Consider the following 24196-nt stretch of genomic DNA (forward strand, 5'->3'; position numbering starts at 1 on the left):
CATGACGAACGGCATCTCGATCCTGCCCCACACCCAGCCGGCCTACGGCGACGACGCCGTCTCGGCCCTGGCCGAGCGCGTCCTCGGCGCCCTCGGGCCAGCGGTCGTGTCCCACACCGTCGCGTTCGGCGAGCTGACGCTGGTGGTCCAGGCCTCCGACATCGTCTACGCGCTGACCTACCTGCGCGACGATCCGGCCTGCGCGTTCCGCAACTTCATCGACATATGCGGCGTGGACTACCCGCAGCGCGAGAAGCGCTTCGACGTGGTCTACCACCTGCTCTCCCTGCGCCATAACCTGCGCATCCGGGTGAAGGTGCAGACCGACGAGGTGACGCCGGTCCCCTCCGTGATCGAGGTCTTCCCGGCGGCCAACTGGTACGAGCGCGAGACCTACGACCTCTACGGGATCCTGTTCTCGGGCCATCCCGACCTGCGCCGCCTGCTCACCGATTACGGCTTCGAGGGGCACCCCCTGCGCAAGGACTTCCCGCTCACCGGCTTCGTCGAGGTCCGCTACGACCAGGACCAGGCCCGGGTCGTCTACGAGCCGGTGCAGCTGACGCAGGAATTCCGGAACTTCGACTTCTTGTCCCCGTGGGAAGGCACCGACTACGTGCTCCCCGGCGACGAGAAGACGTCGGCTTGAGCCGCGGAGAGCGTCCGTGACCGAACACAACATCCGCAACTTCGCGATCAACTTCGGCCCGCAGCACCCGGCGGCGCACGGCGTGCTGCGCCTCGTGCTGGAACTCGACGGCGAGGTGGTCGAGCGGGTCGACCCGCATATCGGGCTGCTCCACCGCGGCACCGAGAAGCTGATCGAGTACAAGACCTACCTGCAGGCGACGCCCTATTTCGACCGGCTCGACTACGTGTCGCCGATGAACCAGGAGCACGCCTTCTGCCTGGCGATCGAGAAGCTCGCCGGGATCGAGGTGCCGCGCCGCGCGCAGCTGATCCGTGTGCTGTTCTGCGAGATCGGCCGCCTGCTGTCGCACCTGCTCAACGTCACCACGCAGGCGATGGACGTCGGCGCCCTCACGCCCCCGCTCTGGGGCTTCGAGGAGCGCGAGAAGCTGATGATCTTCTACGAGCGGGCCTCCGGCGCCCGGCTCCACGCCAACTACTTCCGGCCCGGCGGCGTCCACCAGGACCTGCCGCCGAAGCTCATCGACGACATCGACGCGTTCTGCGACCCGTTCCTGCAGGTCGTCCAGGACCTCGACGACCTCGTCATGGCCAACCGCATCTTCAAGCAGCGCAACGTCGATATCGGCATCGTGTCGGTCGACGAGGCGATGGAGTGGGGCTTCTCGGGCGTGATGGTGCGCGGCTCCGGCATCCCGTGGGACCTGCGCAAGGCGCAGCCCTACGAGTGCTACGAGGAGATGGAGTTCGACATCCCCGTCGGGAAGAACGGCGACACCTACGATCGCCAGGTGATCCGCATGGAGGAGATGCGCGAATCCGTGCGCATCATGAAGCAGTGCGTCGCCAAGCTGCGCGAGCCCGCCGGCCAGGGGCCGATCGCCTCCGTCGACGGCAAGTTCGCGCCGCCGCCGCGCCGGGAGATGAAGCGCTCGATGGAGGCGCTCATCCACCACTTCAAGCTCTACACCGAGGGCTTCCACGTGCCCGAGGGTGAGGTCTACGCCGCGGTCGAGGCGCCGAAGGGCGAGTTCGGCGTGTACCTGGTGTCCGACGGGACCAACAAGCCGTATCGCTGCAAGATCCGCGCGCCGGGCTTCGCGCACCTGCAGGCGATGGACTGGATGTGCCGCGGGCACCTCTTAGCCGACGTGTCCTGCGTGCTCGGCACGCTCGACATCGTGTTCGGCGAAGTGGATCGGTAAGACAGAAGCGATGGCAAACCGCAGACTCGCCCCGGCCTCGGAGCAGCCCGAGAGCTTCGCGTTCTCCCCCGAGAATGCCGAGTGGGCCAAGACCCAGATCGCCAAGTACCCGGAAGGCCGCCAGGCCTCGGCGGTGATCTCGCTCCTGTGGCGGGCGCAGGAGCAGAACGGCGGCTGGCTGCCGCGGGCGGCCATCGAGGCGGTGGCGGCCGAGCTCGGCATGCCGAACATCCGCGTGCTGGAGGTCGCGACCTTCTACACGATGTTCGCCCTCGAGCCCGTGGGCCGCTTCTGGATCCAGGTCTGCGGCACGGTCCCGTGCGATTCCTGCGGCGCGCGGGGCCTCAAGGAGATGCTCCAGGCCCGTCTGGGCCCGGCCGGCCACGTCTCGGCCGACGGCACCTTCTCGTGGCTCGAGGTCGAGTGCCTCGGCGCCTGCTGCAACGCGCCGATGGTGCAGATCAACCAGGATTACTACGAGGACCTGACGCCCGAGTCCCTCGGCCAGCTGATGGACGACCTCGCCGCCGGCCGGCCCGTGAAGGTCGGCTCCCAGACCGGGCGCGTCTCGTCCGAGCCCCAGGACGCCGTGAACACCCTCACCGACCCGACGCTGTTCGACGGCTCGCGGGTCGGCGCGTGGCGCAAGCGCTTCGAGGAGGCCGGCAAGGCGGAGGAGCCGGCCGCCCAGACCGGTGAAGCCGCGTCCAGCACGCAGCAGGCCGCCGAGAACCCGAAGCCGGCCCGGCCCGACGCCGGCCGCCCGGTCGAGCGTCCCGTGAGCGACGCTCCGGCCCAGCGCGCCGCCAACGGCGAGAGCCCGGTGAAGCCCGAGGATCGCGCCGACGCGGCCGAGCGCGGCCGCTCCACCGCCAAGCACGGCGCCGCCCGGCCGGGCGACGCGGACGTGCTCGACACGCCGGCCAAGCGCGTCGCCGAGGGCGAGCCCGCCGCCGGCGAGCAGGGCCACCAGGCGGTGCCGAACCGCGACGCCGTCCCGCAGCAGCCGGAGGCCTCCGGCGCCAGCGAGAGCGAGGTGGCGGCCGAGACCGAGGAGGCGCGCATCGCCGGCGCGCTCGCGGCCCTGCCGAAGGACGCGAGCCCCGAGCAGAAGGCCGACGCCGTGGGCAAGCGGCCGCCGGGGCTGGAGGCCGCCCGCGCCGGCAAGCCGGACGAGCTGACGCGCATCAAGGGCATCGGCCCGGGCAACAGCCAGCGCCTGAACGGGCTCGGCATCTACCATTTCGACCAGATCGCCGCCTGGTCCCGCGACGAGATCGCCTGGGTCGGCACCTACCTCGCGTTCCCGGGTCGCATCGACCGGGAGAACTGGGTGGGGCAGGCCAAGGCCCTGTCGGCGCCGGCTCAGTGAGGACCTGACATGCTGTCGGATCAGGATCGCATCTTCACCAACCTCTACGGCCTGCACTCGCCGGGCCTGGAGGCCGCCAAGAAGCGCGGCGCGTGGGACGGGACCAAGTTCCTGCTGGAGCAGGGCCGCGACTGGATCATCGAGGAGATGAAGGCCTCGGGCCTGCGCGGCCGCGGCGGCGCGGGCTTCCCCACCGGCCTCAAATGGTCGTTCATGCCCAAGAAGTCCGACGGGCGCCCGCACTACCTCGTGGTCAACGCCGACGAGTCGGAGCCGGGCACCTGCAAGGACCGGGAGATCATGCGGCACGACCCGCATCTCCTGATCGAGGGCTGCATGCTGGCCTGCTTCGCGATGAACGCGCATGCCTGCTACATCTACATCCGCGGCGAGTACGTCGCCGAGAAGCACGCCCTCCAGAAGGCCGTGGACGAGGCCTACGCGGCCCGCCTCGTCGGCCAGTCGAACGTCCACGACTACCCGTTCGACATCTACGTCCACCACGGCGCCGGCGCCTATATCTGCGGCGAGGAGACGGCGCTCATCGAGAGCCTCGAGGGCAAGAAGGGCATGCCGCGGCTGAAGCCGCCGTTCCCGGCCAATATGGGCCTCTACGGCTGCCCCACGACCGTGAACAACGTCGAGTCGATCGCGGTCGCCGGCACGATCCTGCGCCGGGGCGGCGCATGGTTCGCCGGCCTCGGCGGCAAGAACAACACCGGCACCAAGCTCTTCTGCGTCTCCGGGCACGTCAACAAGCCGTGCAACGTCGAGGAGGAGCTCGGCATCACCTTCCGCGAGCTCATCGACCGCCATTGCGGCGGGATGCGCGGCGGCTGGGACAACCTGCTGTGCTCGATCCCGGGCGGCTCCTCGGTGCCGCTGGTGCCGGCCGAGCAGATCGTCGACGCCAAGATGGACTTCGATACCCTGCGCAACCTGGGCTCCGGCCTCGGCACCGCGGCGGTGATCGTGCTCGACAAGTCCACCGACATCGTCGCGGCGATCACCCGGATCTCGTACTTCTACAAGCACGAATCCTGCGGCCAGTGCACGCCCTGCCGCGAGGGCACCGGCTGGATGTGGCGCGTCATGCAGCGCATGACCGAGGGTCGCGCGCACAAGCGCGAGATCGACATGCTGTTCGAGGTCACCAAGCAGATCGAGGGGCACACGATCTGCGCGCTGGGCGACGCGGCGGCCTGGCCGATCCAGGGCCTGATCCGGCACTTCCGCCCCGAGATCGAGAAGCGCATCGACCGCTACACCGCCAACCCGCACAGCGAACCTGTGCCGATGGCCGCCGAGTAAGGGCGCTATGCCGGTGTCCAACCCACAGCCTCATCCTGAGGTGCCTGCGTCAGCGGGCCTCGAAGGAGTCCTCCAGAGGTCGCGAGGCGGGCTGGACATCTCCTTCGAGGCTCGGCTGCGCCTCGCACCTCAGGATGAGGGCGTGGGTGGGATCCGGCCTCGCGCGTTTGGGCCAGTTTACGAGACGATCCGATGACAAAAATCCTCGTCGACGGCACCGAGGTCGACGTCCCCGCCGATTACACGCTGCTCCAGGCCTGCGAGGCCGCGGGGGCCGAGATCCCGCGCTTCTGCTTCCACGAGCGCCTGTCGATCGCCGGCAATTGCCGCATGTGCCTCGTCGAGCTGAAGGGTGCGCCGAAGCCCGTGGCCTCTTGCGCCTACGCGGTCAAGGACTGCCGCCCGGGCCCGAACGGCGAGCCGCCGGAGGTGCTGACGCGCTCGCAGGGCACCAAGAAGGCCCGCGAGGGGGTGATGGAGTTCCTCCTTATCAACCACCCGCTCGACTGCCCGATCTGCGACCAGGGCGGCCACTGCGACCTGCAGGATCAGGCCATGGCCTACGGGGTCGATTCGACCCGCTACACGGAGAACAAGCGCGCGGTCGAGGAGAAGCATATCGGTCCGCTGGTGCGGACCGCGATGAACCGCTGCATCCACTGCACCCGCTGCGTGCGCTTCCTCGCCGAGGTGGCGGGCGTGCCCGACCTCGGCGCCATCGGCCGCGGCGAGGACATGGAGATCACCAGCTACCTCGAGCAGTCGATGGCCTCGGAGCTCCAGGGCAACGTCGCCGACCTCTGCCCCGTGGGCGCCCTCGTGCACCGGCCGCAGAGCTACAACGTCCGCCCGTGGGAGCTGAACAAGACCGAGTCGGTCGACGTGATGGACGCGGTCGGCTCGTCGATCCGCATCGACACACGCGGCCGCGAGGTCATGCAGATCGAGCCGCGGATCAGCGAGGAGATCAACGAGGAGTGGATCTCCGACAAGACCCGCTACCACATCGACGGGCTGCGGATGCAGCGCCTCGACCGGCCGTACCTGCGCGAGAACGGCCGGCTGCGGCCCGCCTCCTGGGGTGAGGCCTTCCAGGCCATCGCCGCCAAGGTGAAGGGCGCGGATCCGAAGCGCGTCGGCGCGGTCGTCGGCGACCTCGCGGGCGTCGAGGAGATCTTCGCGCTCCGCGAGCTGATCAGGAGCCTCGGCTCGCCGAACCTCGACTGCCGCCAGACCGACGCCGGCCTCGACCCGGCGCTCGGCCGCGCCTCCTACATCTTCAACCCGACCATCCCGGGCATCGAGGCGGCGGACGCGATCCTGATCGTCGGCGCCAACCCGCGCACCGAGGCCTCGCTGCTGAACGTCCGCATCCGCAAGCGCTGGCGCATGGCCCCGCTGGCGGTGGGCGTGATCGGCGAGCCGGTCGACCTGACCTACCCGAGCCACTACATCGGCGCCGGCCCCGACTCGCTCGCGGCGCTCGCCCGCGGCGAGCACAGCTTCCTCGAGATCCTCAAGGAGGCGAAGGCGCCGCTCGTGATCGTCGGCGCCGATGCTGCACCGGGCATCCTGGCCGCTGCCGCCTCCCTCGCGAAGGAGATCGGCGCGGTCTCGGCCGAGGGGAACGGCTTCGGCGTGCTGCACACGGCCGCGGCCCGGGTCGGCGCGCTCGATCTCGGCTTCGTGCCGGGGGAGGGCGGCCTGACCTTCGCGCAGATGCTGGAGCCGGGCGCGCTCGACGTCCTGTTCAACCTCGGCGCCGACGAGCGCGACGTCGCCCCGGGCGCCTTCGTGGTCTACCAGGGCAGCCACGGCGACCGCGGCGCCGCCCGCGCCGACGTGATCCTGCCGGGGGCCGCCTACAGCGAGAAGTCGGCGACCTGGGTGAACACCGAGGGCCGGGTCCAGATGGGCAACCGCGCCGCCTTCCCGCCGGGCGACGCCCGCGAGGACTGGGCGATCCTGCGCGCGCTCTCGGACGTGCTGGGCAAGCGCCTGCCGTTCGACTCGCTGACCGCGCTCCGCCGCGCGCTCTACGCCGCCCACCCGCATCTCGCGGCGGTCGGCGCCGTCGAGCCGGGCAACGTGACCGAGGCGGTCGACCGGCTCGCCGGCCTCGGCGGCACCGCGACCGGCCCGGCCTTCGCGTCGCCCGTGACCGACTTCTACCTCACCAACCCGATCGCCCGCGCCTCGCGGATCCTCGCGGAGTGCTCGCGCCTCGCCCGGGAGCGCGCTGCCGAGGCGCGGCCCCTCGCGGCGGCCGAGTAGGAGCTCAAGACCGATGACGCCGCTCGAAATCCTCGGGACCGTGCTCCTGATCGTGCTGAAGAGCTTCGTGCTGCTCTCGGCACTGCTCGTCTTCATCGCCTACGCGCTGCTCGCCGACCGCAAGATCTGGGCGGCGGTGCAGCTCCGGCGCGGCCCGAACGTGGTCGGGCCGTTCGGCCTGTTCCAGTCCTTCGCCGACCTGATCAAGTTCGTGATCAAGGAGCCGGTGATCCCGGCGGGCGCCAACAAGGCGATCTACCTGCTGGCGCCGCTGGTCTTCGCGATGCTCGCCCTGTCCAGCTGGGCGGTGATCCCGCTCGCGGACGGCTGGGCGATCGCCGACATCAACGTCGGCATCACCTACATCTTCGCGATCTCGTCGCTCGGCGTGTACGGCGTCATCATGGGCGGCTGGGCGTCGAACTCGAAATACGCCTTCCTCGGCGCGCTGCGTTCGGCGGCGCAGATGATCTCCTACGAGGTCTCGCTCGGCTTCGTGATCATCTGCGTGCTGCTCTGCGCCGGCTCGCTCAACCTCTCGCGCATCGTGATGGCGCAGGACACCAGCCTCGGCCTGTTCGGCTGGTACTGGCTGTGGCTGTTCCCGATGTTCGTGGTGTTCTTCGTCTCGGCGCTCGCCGAGACCAACCGCCCCCCCTTCGACCTGCCGGAGGCCGAGTCGGAGCTCGTGGCCGGTTACATGGTCGAGTATTCCTCGACGCCGTACCTGCTGTTCATGCTCGGCGAGTACGTCGCCATCATGAGCATGTGCGCCCTCGGGACCATTCTGTTCCTGGGCGGCTGGCTGTCCCCGATCCCATTCGCGCCCTTCACCTGGGTGCCGGGCGTGATCTGGTTCACCCTGAAGGCGAGCTTCCTGTTCTTCCTGTTCGCGATGGTGAAGTCCATCGTGCCCCGCTACCGCTACGATCAGCTCATGCGCCTCGGCTGGAAGGTCTTCCTGCCGATCTCCCTGATCTCGGTCGTCGTCGTCGCCTTCGTGCTCAAGCTGACCGGCCTCGCGCCGGGCGCCTGAGCCCCCCTTCGCATCGGAGATCCGGGCATGAAGCTCGATCAGGTCGCCAAGAGCCTCCTCCTGAAGGAGTTCGTGTCCGGGATGATCCTCGGCATGCGCTACTTCTTCAAGCCGAAGGCCACGATCAACTACCCCTTCGAGATGGGCCATCGCGGTCCGCGCTTCCGGGGCGAGCACGCCCTGCGCCGCTACCCGAACGGCGAGGAGCGCTGCATCGCGTGCAAGCTCTGCGAGGCGATCTGCCCGGCGCAGGCGATCACCATCGAGGCGGGCCCCCGGCGCAACGACGGCACCCGCCGCACGACGCGCTACGACATCGACATGGTGAAGTGCATCTACTGCGGCATGTGCCAGGAGGCCTGCCCGGTGGACGCCATCGTGGAAGGGCCGAACTTCGAGTTCTCGGTGGAGACCCGCGAGGAGCTTCTCTACGACAAGCAGAAGCTCCTGCTGAACGGTGACCGCTGGGAGCGCGAGATCGCCCGCAACATCGCGATGGACGCGCCGTATCGCTGAGCCATCGTCCCGGGCACCGGTTGCCGGTGCCCGGCAGAAGATGACGCGAAAACAAGGCTCTAGAGCGTCGCGCCGGTTCCCGGTTCCGGTGCGATGCTCTAGAGCCATGCCGGGGGCGCTGTTGTGCCCCCGTCGACCGGGTTCTATAGACGGGCCGCCCGCCGCGGACCGTCTCCACGCACGGCAGAAGGGGCCGCTCCGGCGGCCGATCCCGATCAGCGCATGACCGCAGCAGCCGCCTTCTTCTATCTGTTCGCGAGCATCACGGTCGCGTCGGGCTTCATGGTGATCGCCTCGCGCAATCCCGTCGCCTCGGTGCTGTTCCTGATCCTCGCCTTCGTGAACGCCGCCGGACTGTTCGTCCTGATGGGCGCCGAGTTCCTCGCGATGATCCTCGTGGTCGTCTACGTCGGCGCGGTCGCGGTGCTGTTCCTGTTCGTGGTGATGATGCTCGACGTCGATTTCGCCGAGCTGCGCCAGGGCTTCCAGCAGTATCTCCCGATCGGCGCCCTGATCGGCGCGATCTTCCTGGTCGAGATCCTGCTGGTCGTCGGCTCGTGGAGCATCGATCCGGGCCTCGTCCAGGCCCCGCTCGGCAACGTCGCCTCGGCCGAGAACCTCACTAACGCCCAGGCGCTGGGCCGCGTGATCTACACGGACTACGCCTACTTCTTCCAGCTCGCCGGCCTGATCCTGCTGGTCGCCATGATCGGCGCCATCGTGCTGACGCTGCGCGACCGGCCGGGCGTCAAGCGCCAGAACATCGCGGTCCAGAACGCCCGCACCCAGGCCATGGCGGTCGAGACCCGCAAGGTCCCCTCGCGCCAGGGTGTCGAGGTCTGATGCGCGCGCTGATGAGAGCCGGAGGAATCGAACGATGATCGGCCTGAGCCACTACCTCACCGTCGCGGCGATCCTGTTCACGCTCGGCGTGCTCGGCATCTTCATCAACCGCAAGAACATCATCGTCATCCTGATGTCGGTCGAGCTGATCCTGCTCTCGGTCAACATCAACCTCGTCGCCTTCTCGACGCAGCTGAACGACATCACCGGACAGGTCTTCGCCCTGTTCGTGCTGACCGTCGCGGCCGCCGAATCGGCGATCGGCCTCGCCATCCTGGTGGTGTTCTTCCGCAACCGCGGCTCGATCGCGGTGGAAGACGTCAGCATGATGAAGGGCTAGGGCCTTCCCCTTCGCGCGCCCCGAGTGACATCCGGACGCCGCCGCTTCGCGGCCGGCCCGGAGGACGGACTGCAAGAGAGCGATGTATCACGCGATCGTCTTCTTCCCGCTCATCGGCTTCCTGATCGCCGGCCTGTTCGGCCGGTACATCGGGGCGCGGGCCTGTGAGTACATCACCACGTCCTTCCTCGCCTTCACGGCGCTGATCGCCTGGGGCGTGTTCATCGACGGCGGGCCGGCCGAGCGCGTGCAGGTGGCGTCCTGGTTCGCGGCCGGCGACCTCCAGGTCGACTGGGCCTTCAAGGTCGACACCCTGACCCGGGTGATGCTGGTCGTCGTGACCACCGTCTCGACCCTCGTGCACCTCTACTCCGTGGGTTACATGGAGGAGGATCCGCACCGGCCGCGCTTCTTCGCCTACCTGTCGCTGTTCACCTTCGCCATGCTGATGCTGGTGACGGCCGACAACCTCGTCCAGATGTTCTTCGGCTGGGAAGGCGTGGGCCTCGCCTCGTACCTGCTGATCGGCTTCTGGTACGAGAAGCCCTCGGCCAACGCCGCCGCCATGAAGGCGTTCATCGTCAACCGCGTCGGCGATTTCGGCTTCTCGCTCGGCATCTTCCTGGTCTTCGTGCTGACCGGCTCAGTGGCGTTCGACGCCGTCTTCGGCAAGGTCGACGCGATCAAGACGCTGAGCTTCCACCTCCTCGGCTACGACTGGAACGCCCTGACGCTGGCCTGCCTGCTTCTGTTCATGGGCGCCATGGGCAAGTCGGCGCAGTTCCTGCTGCACACGTGGCTGCCCGACGCCATGGAGGGCCCGACCCCGGTCTCGGCGCTGATCCACGCCGCCACGATGGTCACCGCCGGCGTGTTCATGGTCGCCCGCCTGTCGCCGCTCTTCGAGGAGGCGCCGAACGCGCTGATCGTCGTGACGGTGATCGGCGGCATCACGTCCCTGTTCGCGGCCACGATCGGCCTCGTGCAGAACGACATCAAGCGGGTGATCGCCTACTCGACCTGCTCGCAGCTCGGCTACATGTTCGTGGCGCTCGGCGTCGGCGCCTACGCGGCCGGCGTGTTCCACCTGTTCACCCACGCCTTCTTCAAGGCGCTGCTGTTCCTCGGCGCCGGCTCGGTCATCCACGCGATGCACCACGAGCAGGACATGCGGAACATGGGCGGCCTGCGCCGCTACATCCCCTACACCAGCGCCATGATGGCGATCGGCTCGCTCGCGCTGATCGGCTTCCCCTACACGGCCGGCTACTACTCGAAGGACGCGATCATCGAGGCGGCCTACGCCTCGACCCGCCCCGGGCACACGCTCGCCTTCCTGTGCACCGTGGTGGCGGCGTTCTTCACCTCGTTCTACTCCTGGCGCCTGTTCTTCATGACCTTCGAGGGCCCGGCCCGCTGGGGCGCCCACGCCGCCCACGACCAGCACCACGCCCCCGCGGTCGCCCACGCGACTACGGCCCACGCGACCATGGCCCACGAGGCCGACGGCGCGCCCGGGCACACCGAGGGCGTCGCCCACGACGACAAGGGCCACGACATCGAGCCGGCCCACAAGAGCGACCTCGTCGCCGACGACCACCACGGGCACGGCCACCACGGCGACCACACGCCCCACGAGAGCCCGCTGGTGATGACGATCCCGCTCGCGGTGCTCGCCTTCGGCGCGCTGTTCGCCGGGATCATCTTCCACAACCGCTTCATCGGCGAGGGGATGGAGGCGTTCTGGGGCCACGCCCTGGCGCACGGCCCGAACAACCACATCATGCACGAGATCCACGACGTCCCGGCGCTGGTCTCGTACTCGCCGCTGATCATGCTGATCCTCGGCTTCGTCGTGGCATACTGGATGTACATCCGCCGGCCGGAACTCCCGGGCGCGCTCGCCGCGCAGCAGCCGTCGCTGTACCGGTTCCTGCTCAACAAGTGGTATTTCGACGAGATCTACGACCGGATCTTCGTCCGCCCGGCCAAGGATTTCGGCCTGTTCCTCTGGAAGCAGGGCGACGGCCGGATCATCGACGGCCTCGGGCCGAACGGGATCGCTGCGCGCGTCGTGGACGTGACCCGCGGGGTGGTCCGTCTCCAGACCGGCTACGTCTACCACTACGCCTTCGTCATGCTCATCGGCGTCGCCGGCCTGATCAGCTGGTACCTGATGTCCGGCCTGCCCAAGGGTGCACACTGACATGCTCGGCCTCGGCATCCTCTCCGGCCTGCTGATCGTGCCGCTCTGCGGCGCGGCCTTCATCCTCACGCTGAACGGCGACGAGGAGTCGGTCGCGCGCAACAGCCGCTGGGCCGCGCTCGCCACCACGATCGTCACCTTCCTGCTCTCCCTGGTGGCGTGGAGCCGCTACGACACCGCCTCGTCGAGCTTCCAGCTCGTGGAGAGCCACGCGTGGCTCACCGAGACGATCCGGTTCAAGCTCGGCGTCGACGGCTTCTCGATGCCGCTGATCCTGCTGACCACGTTCCTGATGCCGTTCTGCATCGGCGCCTCGTGGCACTCGATCCACTTCCGGGTGAAGGAGTACTTCGTCGCCTTCCTCGTCCTCGAGACGACGATGATCGGCGTCTTCGCCGCCCTCGACCTGGTGCTGTTCTACCTGTTCTTCGAGGCCGGCCTGATCCCGATGTTCCTGATCATCGGCATCTGGGGCGGCGCGCGCCGGGTCTACGCCAGCTTCAAGTTCTTCCTCTACACCCTGCTCGGCTCGGTGCTGATGCTGCTCGCCGTGATGGCGATGTACTGGCAGGCCGGCACCACCGACATCCCGACGCTGCTGCAGTACCGCTTCCCGGTGCAGATGCAGACCTGGCTGTGGCTCGCCTTCTTCGCCTCCTTCGCGGTGAAGATGCCGATGTGGCCGGTCCACACCTGGCTGCCCGACGCCCACGTGGAGGCGCCCACCGCCGGCTCGGTGATCCTGGCGGGCATCCTCCTGAAGATGGGTGGCTACGGCTTCATCCGGATCTCGCTGCCGATGCTGCCGGTGGCGAGCCACGACTTCGCGCCCTTCGTGTTCGCGCTGTCGGTGATCGCGATCATCTTCACGTCGCTCACCGCGATGATGCAGACCGACATCAAGAAGCTGATCGCCTACTCGTCGGTGGCCCATATGGGCTTCGTGACGCTGGGCCTGTTCACCCTGAACGAGCAGGGCATCCAGGGCGCGCTGTTCCTGATGATCTCCCACGGCATCGTGTCGGGGGCGCTCTTCCTCTGCGTCGGCGTCGTCTACGACCGGATGCACACCCGCGAGATCTCGGCCTATGGCGGCCTCGTGAAGCGGATGCCGCTCTACGCCGTGGCCATGATGGTGTTCACGATGGCCAATGTCGGCCTGCCGGGCACCTCGGGCTTCGTCGGCGAGTTCCTGGCCATGCTCGGCGCCTTCAAGGCGAACCCGAACGTGGCGTTCTTCTCGACCTTCGGCATCATCCTGTCGGCGGCCTACGCCCTGTGGCTCTACGCCCGGGTGATCTACGGGAAGCTGGAGAAGCCGAATCTCCAGGGCATCCTGGATCTCGACACCCGCGAGAAGATCATCCTGGCGCCGCTGGTCGTCCTGACGATCTACTACGGCGTTCACCCGGCCCCCGTGCTCGACGTGTTCGCGCCCTCGACCGACGCGCTGATGGCGAGCATCAAGACCGCGCTCTCGAACACCCAGACGGCCGCCGCGGCGCTGCCGATCCCGCGCTGAGGCGGACACCATGACAACCGTCCACTCCGTCCTGCCCTCGCTGGCGCCGCTCATGCCCGAGCTGATCCTCGGCGTCGGCGTCATGGGCCTGATCCTCTACGGCGCGTGGCGCGGCGACCGCTCCGCCGAGACCGTGAGCATCGGCGCCCTCGCCCTGCTCCTCGTCGCCCTGTCGGTGGTGATCTCGCAGCCGGTGCACGGCCGGGTCACGACCCTGTCGGGCGCGTTCGTGTCCGATTCCTTCGCCAAGGTGATGAAGTCGCTGGTGCTGCTCGGATCCTCGGCGACGATCCTGCTAGCGCACGACTTCTTCAAGCGCGAGCGCATCGACCGGTTCGAGTTCCCGGTCCTGATCGTGCTCTGCACCATCGGCATGATGGTCATGGTCTCGGCCAACGACCTGATCGCGCTCTACCTGGGCCTGGAACTGCAGTCGCTCGCCGCCTACGTAATCGCCGCCTTCCACCGCGACGACGTGAAGTCCACCGAGGCCGGCCTCAAGTACTTCGTGCTCGGCGCGCTCTCCTCCGGCATGCTGCTCTACGGCGCCTCGCTGGTCTACGGCTTCACCGGCACGGTCTCGTTCCCCGGCATCGTCTCGGCGCTCAACGAGAATGCCGGGTTCGGCATCGTGCTGGGCATCGTGTTCCTGGCGGCCGGCGTGTGCTTCAAGCTGGCGGCCGTGCCGTTCCACATGTGGACGCCCGACGTCTACGAGGGCTCGCCGACCCCGGTGACGGCCTTCTTCGCCTCGGCGCCCAAGATGGCCGCCGTGGCGATGACCGTGCGGGTCTTCATCGGCGCGATGCCGGACGTGACGGCGATCTGGCAGCAGATCTTCATCTTCGTCTCGATCGCGTCGATGGCGCTCGGCTCGTTCGCGGCGATCGGGCAGACCTCGATCAAGCGCCTGATGGCCTACTCGTCGATCGGCAATATCGGCTACGCGCTGATCGGCCTGGCCTCCGGCTCGGAGGAGGGGATCAGCGGGCTCGTCACCTACATGATCATCTACCTCGCGATGACGCTCGGCACCTTCGCGATCATCCTGTCGCTCCGGCGCCGGGACGTGATGTTCGAGAAGATCGAGGACCTGTCGGGCCTGTCGCGGACCCATCCGTGGCTCGCCTTCTGCCTCGCCGCGATGATGTTCTCGCTGGCCGGCATCCCGCCGCTCGCCGGGTTCTTCGCGAAGTTCTACGTCTTCGCCGCCGCCATCAAGGCGGGTCTCGTGACGCTGGCGGTGATCGGCGTGGTGACCAGCGTGGTGGGCGCCTACTACTACCTGCGCGTCGTGCGGATCATGTACTTCGACGAGCCGAAGGAGCCGTACGAGGCGATGGCCCCGGGCCTGCGCATCGTGCTCGCCCTGTCGAGCGTCGTGGTGGTGCTGTTCTTCCTGCTGCCCGGGCCGCTGGTCGGCGCCGCCGGCCGGGCCGCGAAGTCGCTGTTCTAGGACGGCCTTGACCTACCGACTCGGGCCCTCGGCGCGCGCCGAGGGCCACCGCCTGCACGTCCACGACACCCTCGGCTCCACCAACACGGAGGCCGTGGCGCGCGCGCGCGCCGGCGAGACAGGCCCGCTCTGGGTGGTGACGCACCGCCAGGAGGCGGGCCGCGGTCGGCGGGGCAACAGCTGGTCCTCGCTCCCCGGCAACCTCGCGGCGAGCGTGCTCTGGCCGGTCGCCGGGGTCGCGCCGGACCACCTCGCCGAGTTGGGCTTTGTGGCCGGCCTCGCCCTGATCGAGGCGCTGGAGGCGGCCTGCGGCACCCTGCCGGATACCGGATCCGGCGCCGGGGCCCGATCTTTTCAGCTCAAATGGCCGAACGACGTGCTGCTCGGCGGGGCGAAGCTCGCCGGCCTGCTCCTGGAGGCGGAGACGCTCCCGGGCGGGCGGCGCGCCGCGGTCATCGGCTTCGGCGTGAACGTCGCGGCGGCGCCGGAGGGCCTCGGGGCCGCGAGCCTGGCGGCGGCGGGTTACGCGTGCGGCGCCGAGGCGCTACTGGAACATCTCTCGGACCGGGTGGCCGCGCGGGCGCGCGCCTGGGACCGGGGACGGAATTTCGCTGACCTGCGCGCGGCCTGGCTCGCGCGGGCCGCGGGTCTCGGATCGGAGATCGCGGTGCACAGCGGCGGTCACATCCTGCGGGGCGTGTTCGAGACGATCGACGAGGGGGGGCGGCTCGTGATCCTCGCCCCCGACGGGAACCGGCATACCGTGACGGCGGGCGAGGTGCATTTCGGATCGGCCGCGACGGCGGCCTGAGTTTGGACGACGACAGATGGTTAAGGGACAGGAGGAGCTGGTCTTCCTGCCGCTCGGCGGCGTGGGCGAGATCGGGATGAACGCGGCGCTCTACGGGTTCGGCCCGGAGAAGGGCCGGAAGTGGATCATGGTCGATTGCGGCATGGGCTTCGCCGGCGAGGAGCAGATGCCGGGCGTCGACCTGATGTTCCCCGACCTCTCCTTCATCGAGGAGCGGCGCAAGGACCTGCTGGGGATCTTCATCACCCACGCGCACGAGGACCATATCGGCGCGATCTCGGAGCTGTGGCCCCGGCTCAAGGCGCCGGTCTACGCGACCCGCTTCGCCAAGAACCTGCTGGAGACCCGGCGCCTGTCCGAGCCCGGCGCGCCGAAGGTCGAGCTGCGGGAGGTGAAGCCCGGGCGGCGCGTGACCGTCGGGCCGTTCGAGCTCGAGTACGTGCCGGTCTCGCACTCCATCCCGGAATCGAACGCCATCGCCATCCGCACCGCGGCGGGCCTCGTCCTCCACACCGGCGACTGGAAGATCGACCCGACCCCGGTGGCCGGCTCGGTGACGTCGCCGGAGGCGTTCACGGCGCTCGGGGACGAGGGCGTCCTCGCCATCGTCTGCGACTCGACCAACGTCGTGCGCGAGGGCTTCTCGCCGAGCGAGAAGACCGTCGCCGAGACGCTGAAGACGCTGATCGCGGACGCGCCGCACCGGGTCGCCGTGACGACCTTCGCGTCCAACGTGGCGCGCATCCGCGCGGTCGCCGAGGCCGCCGCCGCCTGCGGGCGCGAGGTGATCGCGGTCGGCCGCGCCATGGACCGGGTGATCGACGTGGCCCGCGAGTGCGGCTACCTCGACGGCCTGCCCGAGTTCCGCCGCTCCGATTCGTGGAAGAGCCTGCCGCGGGAGCGCGTCGTCGCGCTGCTCACCGGCTCACAGGGCGAGCCGCGGGCGGCGCTCGCCCGCGTCTCCCGCCGCGACCACCCGGATATCAGCCTCACCGCCGGTGACCAGGTGATCTTCTCCTCGCGCGCCATCCCGGGCAACGAGCGCGATGTCGGCTCGATCATCAACGACCTGATCGAGCAGGGCGTCGAGGTGATCACCGACCGCACCGACCTCGTCCACGTCTCCGGCCACCCGCGCCGGGACGAGATGGTCGAGATGTACCGCTGGACCCGCCCGGGCACCGCGATCCCGGTCCACGGCGAGGCCCTGCACCTCGACGAGCACGCCCGCTTCGCGCGGGCGCAGGGCGTGCAGAACGTGGTCAAGGCCCGCAACGGCAGTCTGATCCGCCTGAGCCCCGGCAAGCCCGAGGTGATCGACCACGTGAAGGCCGGCCGCCTGTTCAAGGACGGCGACGTCCTGATCGACGAGAAGGACCGGGCGATCCCGGAGCGGCGCAAGCTGATGCAGGCCGGCCTGGTCTCGGTGGCGATCGCCATCGACGAGGACGGCGTCGTGCTCGGCGAGCCGGCAGTGGACATCATCGGCCTGCCGAACCGCGGCCGGTCCGGCGAGCCGCTGATCGAGACCGTGGTGGACGCCGTCTCCCGCACCCTGTCGGGGATGTCGCGGGGCAAGCTCAAGGACTCCGAGAGCGTCGAGAAGACGGTCGACCGGGCGGTGCGCACCGCGGTCAACGAGGTGTGGGGCAAGAAGCCGGCCTGCCACGTGCAGGTGGTGGAGGTGTGAGGCTGGCTGCCGATAGCGGTTGGCTGTAATCTAGACGGAGCCGAAGCAGCCGATCATCCGATCGGCTGCCGGACAGGGCCCGGGTTCCCTCTCGCGCACGGGAGAGGGACAGGGTGAGGGGGACAGGTTCTGCCGGAGAGGGCTCGTCCCTCACCCCAACCCTCTGCCGCACGGGAGAGGGGGCCGGTCGCGTCCGCGCGTACGGGCGGAGCCTTCCCCGCGAACGAACGAAGCTCCCGGACAGGGGGCCAGAACGCCGGGGAGGAAACATCATGATCGGCCGTCTCAACCACGTGGCCATCGCCGTGCAGGATCTCGACGCCGCCTGCGCGGTCTACCGCGACACGCTGGGCGCGACGATCACCGCGCCCCTGCCGCAGCCCGAGCACGGCGTCACCGTCGTGTTCGTCGAGCTGCCGAACAGCAAGATCGAGCTGATGTCCCCCCTGGGCGAGGGCTCGCCGATCGAGTCCTTCGTGGCCCGCAACCCGGGCGGCGGCATCCACCACGTCTGCTACGAGGTCGACGACATCCTGGCCGCGCGCGACCAGCTCAAGGCGCAGGGCGCCCGGGTGCTCGGCACCGGCGAGCCGCGGATCGGCGCGCACGGCAAGCCGGTCCTGTTCCTTCACCCCAAGGACTTCCTCGGCACCCTGGTCGAGCTGGAGCAGGTGTGAGCCTGATGATGAACGCGCTGGCCCGCTCGACGCCGGTGACCCTGGCGGCGATCACCGTCCTGATCGCCGCCTTCGTGGCGGCGGCGGTGAGCCTGTTCAAGCTGACGGTGGGCGGGGCGATCGCCCTCTACTTCGTGGTCTGGTGGACGCTGCTCTTCGCGGTCCTGCCCCTGCGCAACCAGCCGGAGACGCGGCCCAGCCACGTGGTGCCGGGCCAGGATCCCGGGGCGCCGGCGGCGCCGCGACTGCGCGAGAAGGCGATCTGGACGACGCTGGTCGCGGGCGCGGCCTTCCTCATCGCCCTGGCGGTGTTCCCGCTGACCGGGCTCTAGGACGGCTCGGAGCGGCGATCCGGGAAGCGCCGCCGCGGCGGGCCACCGCCCGAAACCAGATGGGCGCGGGCCTAGCGGGTGGTTCGACACGGCCGCGCCGACCGGACCCAAGAATAAAAAAAGCAAGGCCCGAGGCCTTGCTTTCAAGCTTCACTGGCTCGACCTTGAAATATCCCTCGCATTGGCTGCGGGGCGGTCGCTTTTCCTCCCGAGACTCGGACCTTGCGCCACCTCTTCCGGGCGTCGCAAACATCGCCGGACGCTTATAGGAACAACAATTCGTGTTGTCACCGGGTCTGCGAGAAAAATCTGCGCTTTCTTGCCGGCAAATGGGCATACCGCTTTCCGCCTAGGCAGCGGCCTCAGCGCGGCCGGGCCGCCGCCTCCGGTTCGCCGCGATTACGCCCCGCCGTGGTCGCGCAGTGCTTGTAATTTGCGTCTCCGGCGTGTTGTGTGCCGGCGCGCCGCGGCTCCTCCCGGCCGATCCTCTTCCAAGACTCTGACGACATGCGTCTCTCCCGCTACTTCATGCCGACCTTGCGCGAGACGCCCAAGGAAGCCGAGATCGTCTCGCACCGGCTGATGCTGCGCGCCGGCCTGGTCCGCCAGGAAGCCGCCGGCATCTACGCCTGGCTGCCGCTGGGCCTGCGGGTGCTGGAGCGCGTCTGCGCGGTGATCCGGCGGGAGCAGGACCGGTCCGGCGCCGTCGAGATCCTGATGCCGACGGTGCAGTCCGCCGAGCTGTGGCGGGAATCCGGCCGCTACGACGCCTACGGCAAGGAGATGCTGCGCCTGAAGGACCGGCACGACCGCGAGATGCTCTACGGCCCCACCGCCGAGGAGATGGTCACCGAGATCTTCCGGGCGAGCGTGCGCTCCTACAAGGACCTGCCCAAGAACCTCTACCAGATCTCGTGGAAGTTCCGCGACGAGGTGCGGCCGCGCTTCGGCACGATGCGCTCCCGCGAGTTCCTGATGAAGGACGCCTACTCGTTCGATTTCGACCAAGCCGGCGCGCGCCACGCCTACAACCGGATGTTCGTGGCGTACCTGCGCACCTTCGCGGGCCTCGGCCTGAAGGCGATCCCGATGCGCGCCGATACCGGCCCGATCGGCGGCGACCTGTCCCACGAGTTCATCATCCTGGCCAAGACCGGCGAGAGCGAGGTCTTCTGCGACAAGGCCTATCTCGACTTCGACATCCCGCCGGCGACCGTCGATTTCGACGACGTCGCCGCCCTCCAGGGCATCGTCGATGCCTGGACCTCGCACTACGCGGCCACCGAGGAGATGCACGAGCCGGCGGCCTTCGCGGAGGTCCCGGAGGACAACCGCATGGCGGCCCGCGGCATCGAGGTCGGGCACATCTTCTACTTCGGCACCAAGTATTCCGAGCCGATGGGCGCCAAGGTCGCCGGTCCGGACGGGATCGAACGGCCGGTCCATATGGGCTCCTACGGCATCGGGCCGAGCCGGCTGGTCGCCGCCATCGTCGAGGCCAGCCACGACGAGGCCGGGATCATCTGGCCGGACTCGGTGGCGCCGTTCGACGTCGCGCTGATCAACCTCAAGGTCGGGGACACGGCCACCGACGCCGCCTGCGCGCAGATCCAGTCCGACCTCGAGACCGCCGGCCTGTCGGTGCTCTACGACGACCGCGACGAGCGCCCCGGCGCGAAGTTCGCCACCGCCGACCTGATCGGCCTGCCCTGGCAGGTGATCGTCGGGCCCAAGGGCCTGGCGGAGGGCAAGGTCGAGCTGAAGCGGCGTGCCGGCGGCGAGCGCGAGAGCCTCGCGACCGTCGATCTGCTGGCACGCATCCGGCGCGTCTGAGGCGTGCCGATGGCCGCCTCAGCGAAGCTGGACCGGGTTCGGACTTTTGCGGCCTCGTTCGCGGCCTCGTTCCGCCAGGGCACCGCGCCCTTCGCGCCGTTCGAGTGGATCCTCGCGGGCCGCTACCTGCGCGCCCGGCGCCGGGGCGGCGGCGTCTCGGTGGTGGCGTTCTTCTCGGTGCTCGGCATCGCGCTCGGCGTCGCCACGCTGATCATCGTCCTGTCGGTGATGAACGGCTTCCGCGCGGAACTGCTGTCGAAGATCGTCGGCATCAACGGCCACCTGTTCGCGACGCCCATCGACCGGCCGTTCAACGACTGGACCGACCTGTCGGAGCGCCTGTCGAAGGTGGCGGGCGTGCGCGCCGCGGTGCCGCTGGTCGAGGGCCAGGCCTTCGCCTCGTCGCAGTACGGCGGATCCGGCGTCATCATCCGCGGCGTGCGGGCGGCCGACCTCGACGCGCTGGCGGCCGTGTCCTCGGCGATCCGCGGCGGCACCCTCGAAGGTTTCGACGACGGCACCGGCGTGCTGATCGGGCGGCGGCTCGCCGACACGCTGGGCCTGCAGGCCGGCGACACGATCACGCTGGTCACGCCCAAGGGCTCGTCGACGCCCTTCGGGACGGCGCCGCGCACCAAGAGCTACACGGTCAAGGCGGTGTTCGAGGTCGGGATGACCGAGTTCGACCAGACCTTCGTGTTCATGCCGCTGGCCGAGGCCCAGGCGTTCTTCAACAAGGACGGCGACGTGAGCATGATCGAGATCTACGTCGACGATCCCGACCATGTCGGCGACATGCGCGAGCCCCTGGAGATGGCGGCCGAGCGCCCGATCCTGCTCACCGACTGGCGCCAGCGCAACCGGACCTTCTTCGGGGCCCTGGAGGTCGAGCGGAACGTCATGTTCCTGATCCTCAGCCTGATCGTCGTGGTGGCGACCCTCAACATCGTCTCCGGCCTGATCCTGCTGGTGCGCGACAAGTCGAGCGACATCGCGATCCTGCGCACCATGGGGGCGACGCCGGGCACGATCATGCGGGTGTTCCTGATCAACGGCGCGCTGATCGGCGTCGTCGGGACGCTCAGCGGGCTCGGCCTCGGCATCCTGATCACGCTGAACATCAAGCCGATCCAGCACGTGCTGTTTCCGGGCGCCTGGGACCCGACGGTGCGGTTCCTCGCCGAGATCCCGGCCCAGATGAACCCGAAGGAGATCACCGCCGTGGTGATCACCTCCCTGCTGCTGTCGCTCGCGGCGACACTGTATCCCTCCTGGCGCGCCGCCCGGCTCGATCCGGTGCAGGCCCTCCGCTACGGCTGACGGGCCGCATCCGATGAGCGATTCGAGCCAGACCGCCGGCGACCAGCCGGTGCCGGCGCTGTTCTTCTCCCGCGTCGAGCGGCGCTACGCCCAGGCCGAGGGTGCCCTCGAGATCCTGCGCGGGGCCGACCTCGCGATCTGGCCGGGGGAGTTGGTCGCGCTGGTGGCGCCGTCGGGTGCCGGCAAGTCGACCCTGCTGCACCTCGCCGGCCTCTTGGAGCGGCCGGACGGGGGCGAGATCTATATCGGCGGTCAGCCCACGGCCGCGATGGCGGATTCCGAGCGCACGCGCCTGCGGCGCGAGGAGATGGGTTTCGTCTACCAGTTCCACCACCTGCTGCCGGAGTTCTCGGCGCTGGAGAACGTGGTGATGCCCCAGCTCATCCGCGGCCTGAAGGCCCCGGAGGCGAAGGCCCGCGCCACGGAACTCCTGAGCTTCCTCGGCCTCAAGGAGCGGCTGCCGCACCGCCCGGCGGAGCTGTCGGGAGGCGAGCAGCAGCGCGTGGCCATCGCCCGGGCGGTGGCCAACGGCCCGCGGCTGCTGCTCGCCGACGAGCCGACCGGCAACCTCGATCCCGGAACGGCGGGCCACGTCTTCTCGATCCTGATGGCCCTGGTCCGCGCCTCGGGGCTCGCCGCCCTGGTCGCGACCCACAACCTGGAATTGGCCGCCCGCATGGATCGGCGGGTCACCATCCGGGACGGGCTGATCACGCAGCTCGACTGAGCGGGCCACCCGCTGAGCAGATCTCCCGTGTGCCGGCGCAGCGACGGCACGCGCGGCGGCGCGCCCCTTACACGCCGCGCCGCGGCAGCCTCGATCAACCACAAGGCGCATCGCTCCCGGCCCGCGACGCCAGCCGGCCCGCGAACCTCCGAGTCCCGCAAGTGCACGCGATCTTTAATCCGTCGCGCCGCGTGCGACGCGTCACGTCGCGGAAGACACCGGGCCCCTATCTTGTGATCACGCAAGACAAAACAGAGCCGAACAACCGGCCTGTACTGCGTTATCTCTGGAGCCTGACCATGAAGACCCGTATCGCCGCAGCCGTCACCGCACTTGTCCTTGGCGTTGCCCCGATCTCGTCCGCTCTGGCGGCCAACGGCGCCCGCTGGACAGGCCTCGCTCCCTACGAGGTCGAGACCACGGGCTCGCTCGGACTGGGGGTCCACGACAATCCCAACTACGTCGGCTGCCCGCTGAGCTCGGCCGCCGAGGGCAACGCCGACCAGCAGACCCGGCCGGTGAAGCAGTACGGCCAGACCTCCGGCGGCTACCGCTGCTGAGCCGACGCGAGGACGGATGAAGCTCAAGGCTCTCTCCTACGTCATGATCGGCGCCTTCGTGAGCGGCCTGCTCATGACGTTCGTCGGTTCGGCCACCGCGCTGCTCGGGCAGTAATCGAAAGGGCGCCGCTTCCGTCGGAGGGGGCGCCCCCCCGCGTTCGGGCAGCCGGCGGGTCAGGACGCGCGGGACGGGCCGGGACCGGACTCGGCGGCCGTCAGCCGCTCGACGTAGTCGCAGGCGTCGAGGACGGCGTCGCGGCCATTGGCCATCCGCGCCCGGGCCGCCGCGCAGGCCCGCGTCACCGCGGGGTCGGCGAGCAGCCGGCCGAGGACCCGCGCCGCCCGCGCGGGCCGGAAGGCGCGGCGGCTCAGGGTGGCGCCGAGATCCCGATCCTTCAGCCGCCGCCCCTCGTCGAAATGGTCGAAGGCCACGGGCACCACCAGCTGCGGGACGCCCGCGGCCAGCGCCTGCGCCACCGTGCCGACGCCGCCGTGGTGGACCAGCGCCGCGCTGCGCGGCAGCAGGGCGCTCAGGGGGGCGTAGGGCAGGTGGATGATCCCGGCCGGCAGCGGCTTCGGGATCTGCCCCCCCTGCGGGGCGAGCAAGACGCCGCGCCGGCCCATGCGCCGGCACAGCCGCACCGCGGTGTCGAAGAAGCCGGCGCCCTGGCGCATGGCCGAGCCGTAGGTGAACACGATCGGCGGGTCGCCCGCCTCGAGGAACGCTTCCAGCTCCGGCGGCATGGACGCCACGTCGCCGAACCGGTCGACCAGCGGGAAGCCGAGCTGCACCGCCTGGCCCGGCCAGTCGGCCTGCGGCTCCGCGTACCAGTCGGGGAACATCAGGAGCATGCCGGTCGGGCTGTTCCACCAGTGCCGCAGCCGGTAGACCGGATCGAGGCCGAGACGCGCCCGCAGGGCGTTCAGCGGCGGGAGGGTGAACGGGCCGACCGCCACCTTGTCGACGCCGAGATTCACGTAGGCCCGCAGGGCGGCCGGCAGGACGCGCGGCAGCGGCAGGCCCGGCAGGCGCGGCGGATCGTACCGGCTCTCGATCAGGAACGGCATGACGTGCAGCGTCGCGGTCGGCAGATCGTAGAGGTCCTGCGCGAGCCGCGCCCCCCAGCCCAGCGGCGAGGCGACCACCCGCAGGTCGATCCCCCGGGCGCGGGTCGCGCCGAGCCACAGGCAGGCCGGCTCGGCCACCCGCAGGGCGTAATCGAACATCGGGCGGAACCCCTGCTGCGGGTGCCACAGATCCGGCTGGCGGATCACCGCCTCGTAATCGGCAACCGTGCCCAGGGGCTGGAAGGCGAGGCCGGCCCGGCGGGCCATCGCCTCGAACGGGGCCGGGGCCGCCAGCGAGACGCCGTGGCCGCGCTTCAGGAGCTCGTGCCCCAGCGCGATGAACGGAAGCACATCGCCGTGTGTGCCGACGGCCACGAGGGCGACGTCGAACCGTTCGACCGTCCGGTGCTCGGGAATGGCTTGCTCCTTCGAACTCCCCAGCCGGT

Annotated in this window: 21 protein-coding genes; 20 read left to right on the forward strand and 1 reads right to left on the reverse strand. The window is 69.5% G+C overall.

The annotated features are described in order from the left end of the window. The first annotated feature begins 1 nt into the window (after position 1). The 20 genes from ACLBX8_RS12460 to ACLBX8_RS12555 all read left to right on the forward strand — a co-directional run bounded on the left by ACLBX8_RS12460 (position 2) and on the right by ACLBX8_RS12555 (position 22682). Positions 2-649: an NADH-quinone oxidoreductase subunit C gene (locus tag ACLBX8_RS12460; RefSeq protein ID WP_056532537.1), complete on the forward strand. Its 648-nt coding sequence runs from the start codon at positions 2-4 to the stop codon at positions 647-649. 16 nt (positions 650-665) lie between these two features. After that, positions 666-1856, forward strand: a complete 1191-nt coding sequence (locus ACLBX8_RS12465; protein ID WP_020092237.1) for an NADH-quinone oxidoreductase subunit D — start codon at positions 666-668, stop codon at positions 1854-1856. Positions 1857-1866: 10 nt separating this feature from the next. Then, on the forward strand, positions 1867-3228 hold the full coding sequence (gene nuoE, locus ACLBX8_RS12470; RefSeq protein ID WP_447681210.1) for an NADH-quinone oxidoreductase subunit NuoE: 1362 nt from the start codon (positions 1867-1869) through the stop codon (positions 3226-3228). 9 nt (positions 3229-3237) lie between these two features. After that, entirely contained in the window at positions 3238-4539 is a 1302-nt protein-coding gene (gene nuoF / locus ACLBX8_RS12475; RefSeq protein ID WP_447699120.1) for an NADH-quinone oxidoreductase subunit NuoF, read from the forward strand. 192 nt (positions 4540-4731) lie between these two features. After that, a complete protein-coding gene (nuoG, locus tag ACLBX8_RS12480; RefSeq protein WP_447715246.1) occupies positions 4732-6813 on the forward strand; it encodes an NADH-quinone oxidoreductase subunit NuoG in 2082 nt (693 codons plus the stop codon). A 13-nt stretch (positions 6814-6826) separates the two neighbouring features. Then, positions 6827-7849, forward strand: a complete 1023-nt coding sequence (nuoH, locus tag ACLBX8_RS12485) for an NADH-quinone oxidoreductase subunit NuoH (protein WP_020092240.1) — start codon at positions 6827-6829, stop codon at positions 7847-7849. 27 nt (positions 7850-7876) lie between these two features. Next, on the forward strand, positions 7877-8365 hold the full coding sequence (gene nuoI / locus ACLBX8_RS12490) for an NADH-quinone oxidoreductase subunit NuoI (RefSeq protein ID WP_007560744.1): 489 nt from the start codon (positions 7877-7879) through the stop codon (positions 8363-8365). Between the two features lie 222 nt (positions 8366-8587). Beyond that, positions 8588-9208 carry an NADH-quinone oxidoreductase subunit J gene (locus tag ACLBX8_RS12495; RefSeq protein WP_020092241.1) on the forward strand — a complete coding sequence of 207 codons (621 nt, stop codon included), beginning with the start codon at positions 8588-8590 and terminating at the stop codon, positions 9206-9208. A 34-nt stretch (positions 9209-9242) separates the two neighbouring features. After that, a complete protein-coding gene (gene nuoK, locus ACLBX8_RS12500) occupies positions 9243-9548 on the forward strand; it encodes an NADH-quinone oxidoreductase subunit NuoK (RefSeq protein ID WP_010686008.1) in 306 nt (101 codons plus the stop codon). Positions 9549-9630: 82 nt separating this feature from the next. Beyond that, positions 9631-11754: an NADH-quinone oxidoreductase subunit L gene (gene nuoL / locus ACLBX8_RS12505; RefSeq protein ID WP_091977237.1), complete on the forward strand. Its 2124-nt coding sequence runs from the start codon at positions 9631-9633 to the stop codon at positions 11752-11754. 1 nt (position 11755) lies between these two features. Then, the gene (locus ACLBX8_RS12510) at positions 11756-13276 is read left to right on the forward strand and encodes an NADH-quinone oxidoreductase subunit M (protein WP_020092243.1); all 1521 of its coding nucleotides are present in this window, start codon (positions 11756-11758) and stop codon (positions 13274-13276) included. A 10-nt stretch (positions 13277-13286) separates the two neighbouring features. Next, positions 13287-14732: an NADH-quinone oxidoreductase subunit NuoN gene (gene nuoN / locus ACLBX8_RS12515; RefSeq protein WP_056532553.1), complete on the forward strand. Its 1446-nt coding sequence runs from the start codon at positions 13287-13289 to the stop codon at positions 14730-14732. Positions 14733-14739: 7 nt separating this feature from the next. Then, complete coding sequence (locus tag ACLBX8_RS12520; RefSeq protein WP_091680288.1) at positions 14740-15543, forward strand: biotin--[acetyl-CoA-carboxylase] ligase; 804 nt, start codon at positions 14740-14742, stop codon at positions 15541-15543. A gap of 16 nt (positions 15544-15559) precedes the next feature. Further along, the gene (locus ACLBX8_RS12525; protein ID WP_012319023.1) at positions 15560-17233 is read left to right on the forward strand and encodes a ribonuclease J; all 1674 of its coding nucleotides are present in this window, start codon (positions 15560-15562) and stop codon (positions 17231-17233) included. A 272-nt stretch (positions 17234-17505) separates the two neighbouring features. Next, the gene (mce, locus tag ACLBX8_RS12530) at positions 17506-17910 is read left to right on the forward strand and encodes a methylmalonyl-CoA epimerase (RefSeq protein ID WP_020092246.1); all 405 of its coding nucleotides are present in this window, start codon (positions 17506-17508) and stop codon (positions 17908-17910) included. A gap of 5 nt (positions 17911-17915) precedes the next feature. Next, positions 17916-18242, forward strand: a complete 327-nt coding sequence (locus tag ACLBX8_RS12535) for a DUF1467 family protein (protein WP_020092247.1) — start codon at positions 17916-17918, stop codon at positions 18240-18242. A gap of 507 nt (positions 18243-18749) precedes the next feature. Continuing rightward, positions 18750-20075 (forward strand): proline--tRNA ligase, encoded by a 1326-nt coding sequence (gene proS, locus ACLBX8_RS12540; RefSeq protein ID WP_447699118.1) that lies wholly within the window; start codon positions 18750-18752, stop codon positions 20073-20075. 9 nt (positions 20076-20084) lie between these two features. Next, positions 20085-21395, forward strand: a complete 1311-nt coding sequence (locus ACLBX8_RS12545; RefSeq protein WP_091680286.1) for a lipoprotein-releasing ABC transporter permease subunit — start codon at positions 20085-20087, stop codon at positions 21393-21395. Positions 21396-21408: 13 nt separating this feature from the next. Beyond that, the gene (locus ACLBX8_RS12550) at positions 21409-22122 is read left to right on the forward strand and encodes an ABC transporter ATP-binding protein (protein ID WP_020092250.1); all 714 of its coding nucleotides are present in this window, start codon (positions 21409-21411) and stop codon (positions 22120-22122) included. 299 nt (positions 22123-22421) lie between these two features. Next, positions 22422-22682: a hypothetical protein gene (locus tag ACLBX8_RS12555; RefSeq protein WP_020092251.1), complete on the forward strand. Its 261-nt coding sequence runs from the start codon at positions 22422-22424 to the stop codon at positions 22680-22682. 174 nt (positions 22683-22856) lie between these two features. Here ACLBX8_RS12555 and ACLBX8_RS12560 read toward each other — a convergent pair whose 3' ends face one another. Further along, positions 22857-24125, reverse strand: a complete 1269-nt coding sequence (locus tag ACLBX8_RS12560; RefSeq protein ID WP_100252281.1) for a glycosyltransferase — start codon at positions 24123-24125, stop codon at positions 22857-22859. Between the last annotated feature and the right edge of the window lie 71 nt (positions 24126-24196).

The sequence above is a fragment of the Methylobacterium sp. D48H genome (assembly GCF_053345715.1).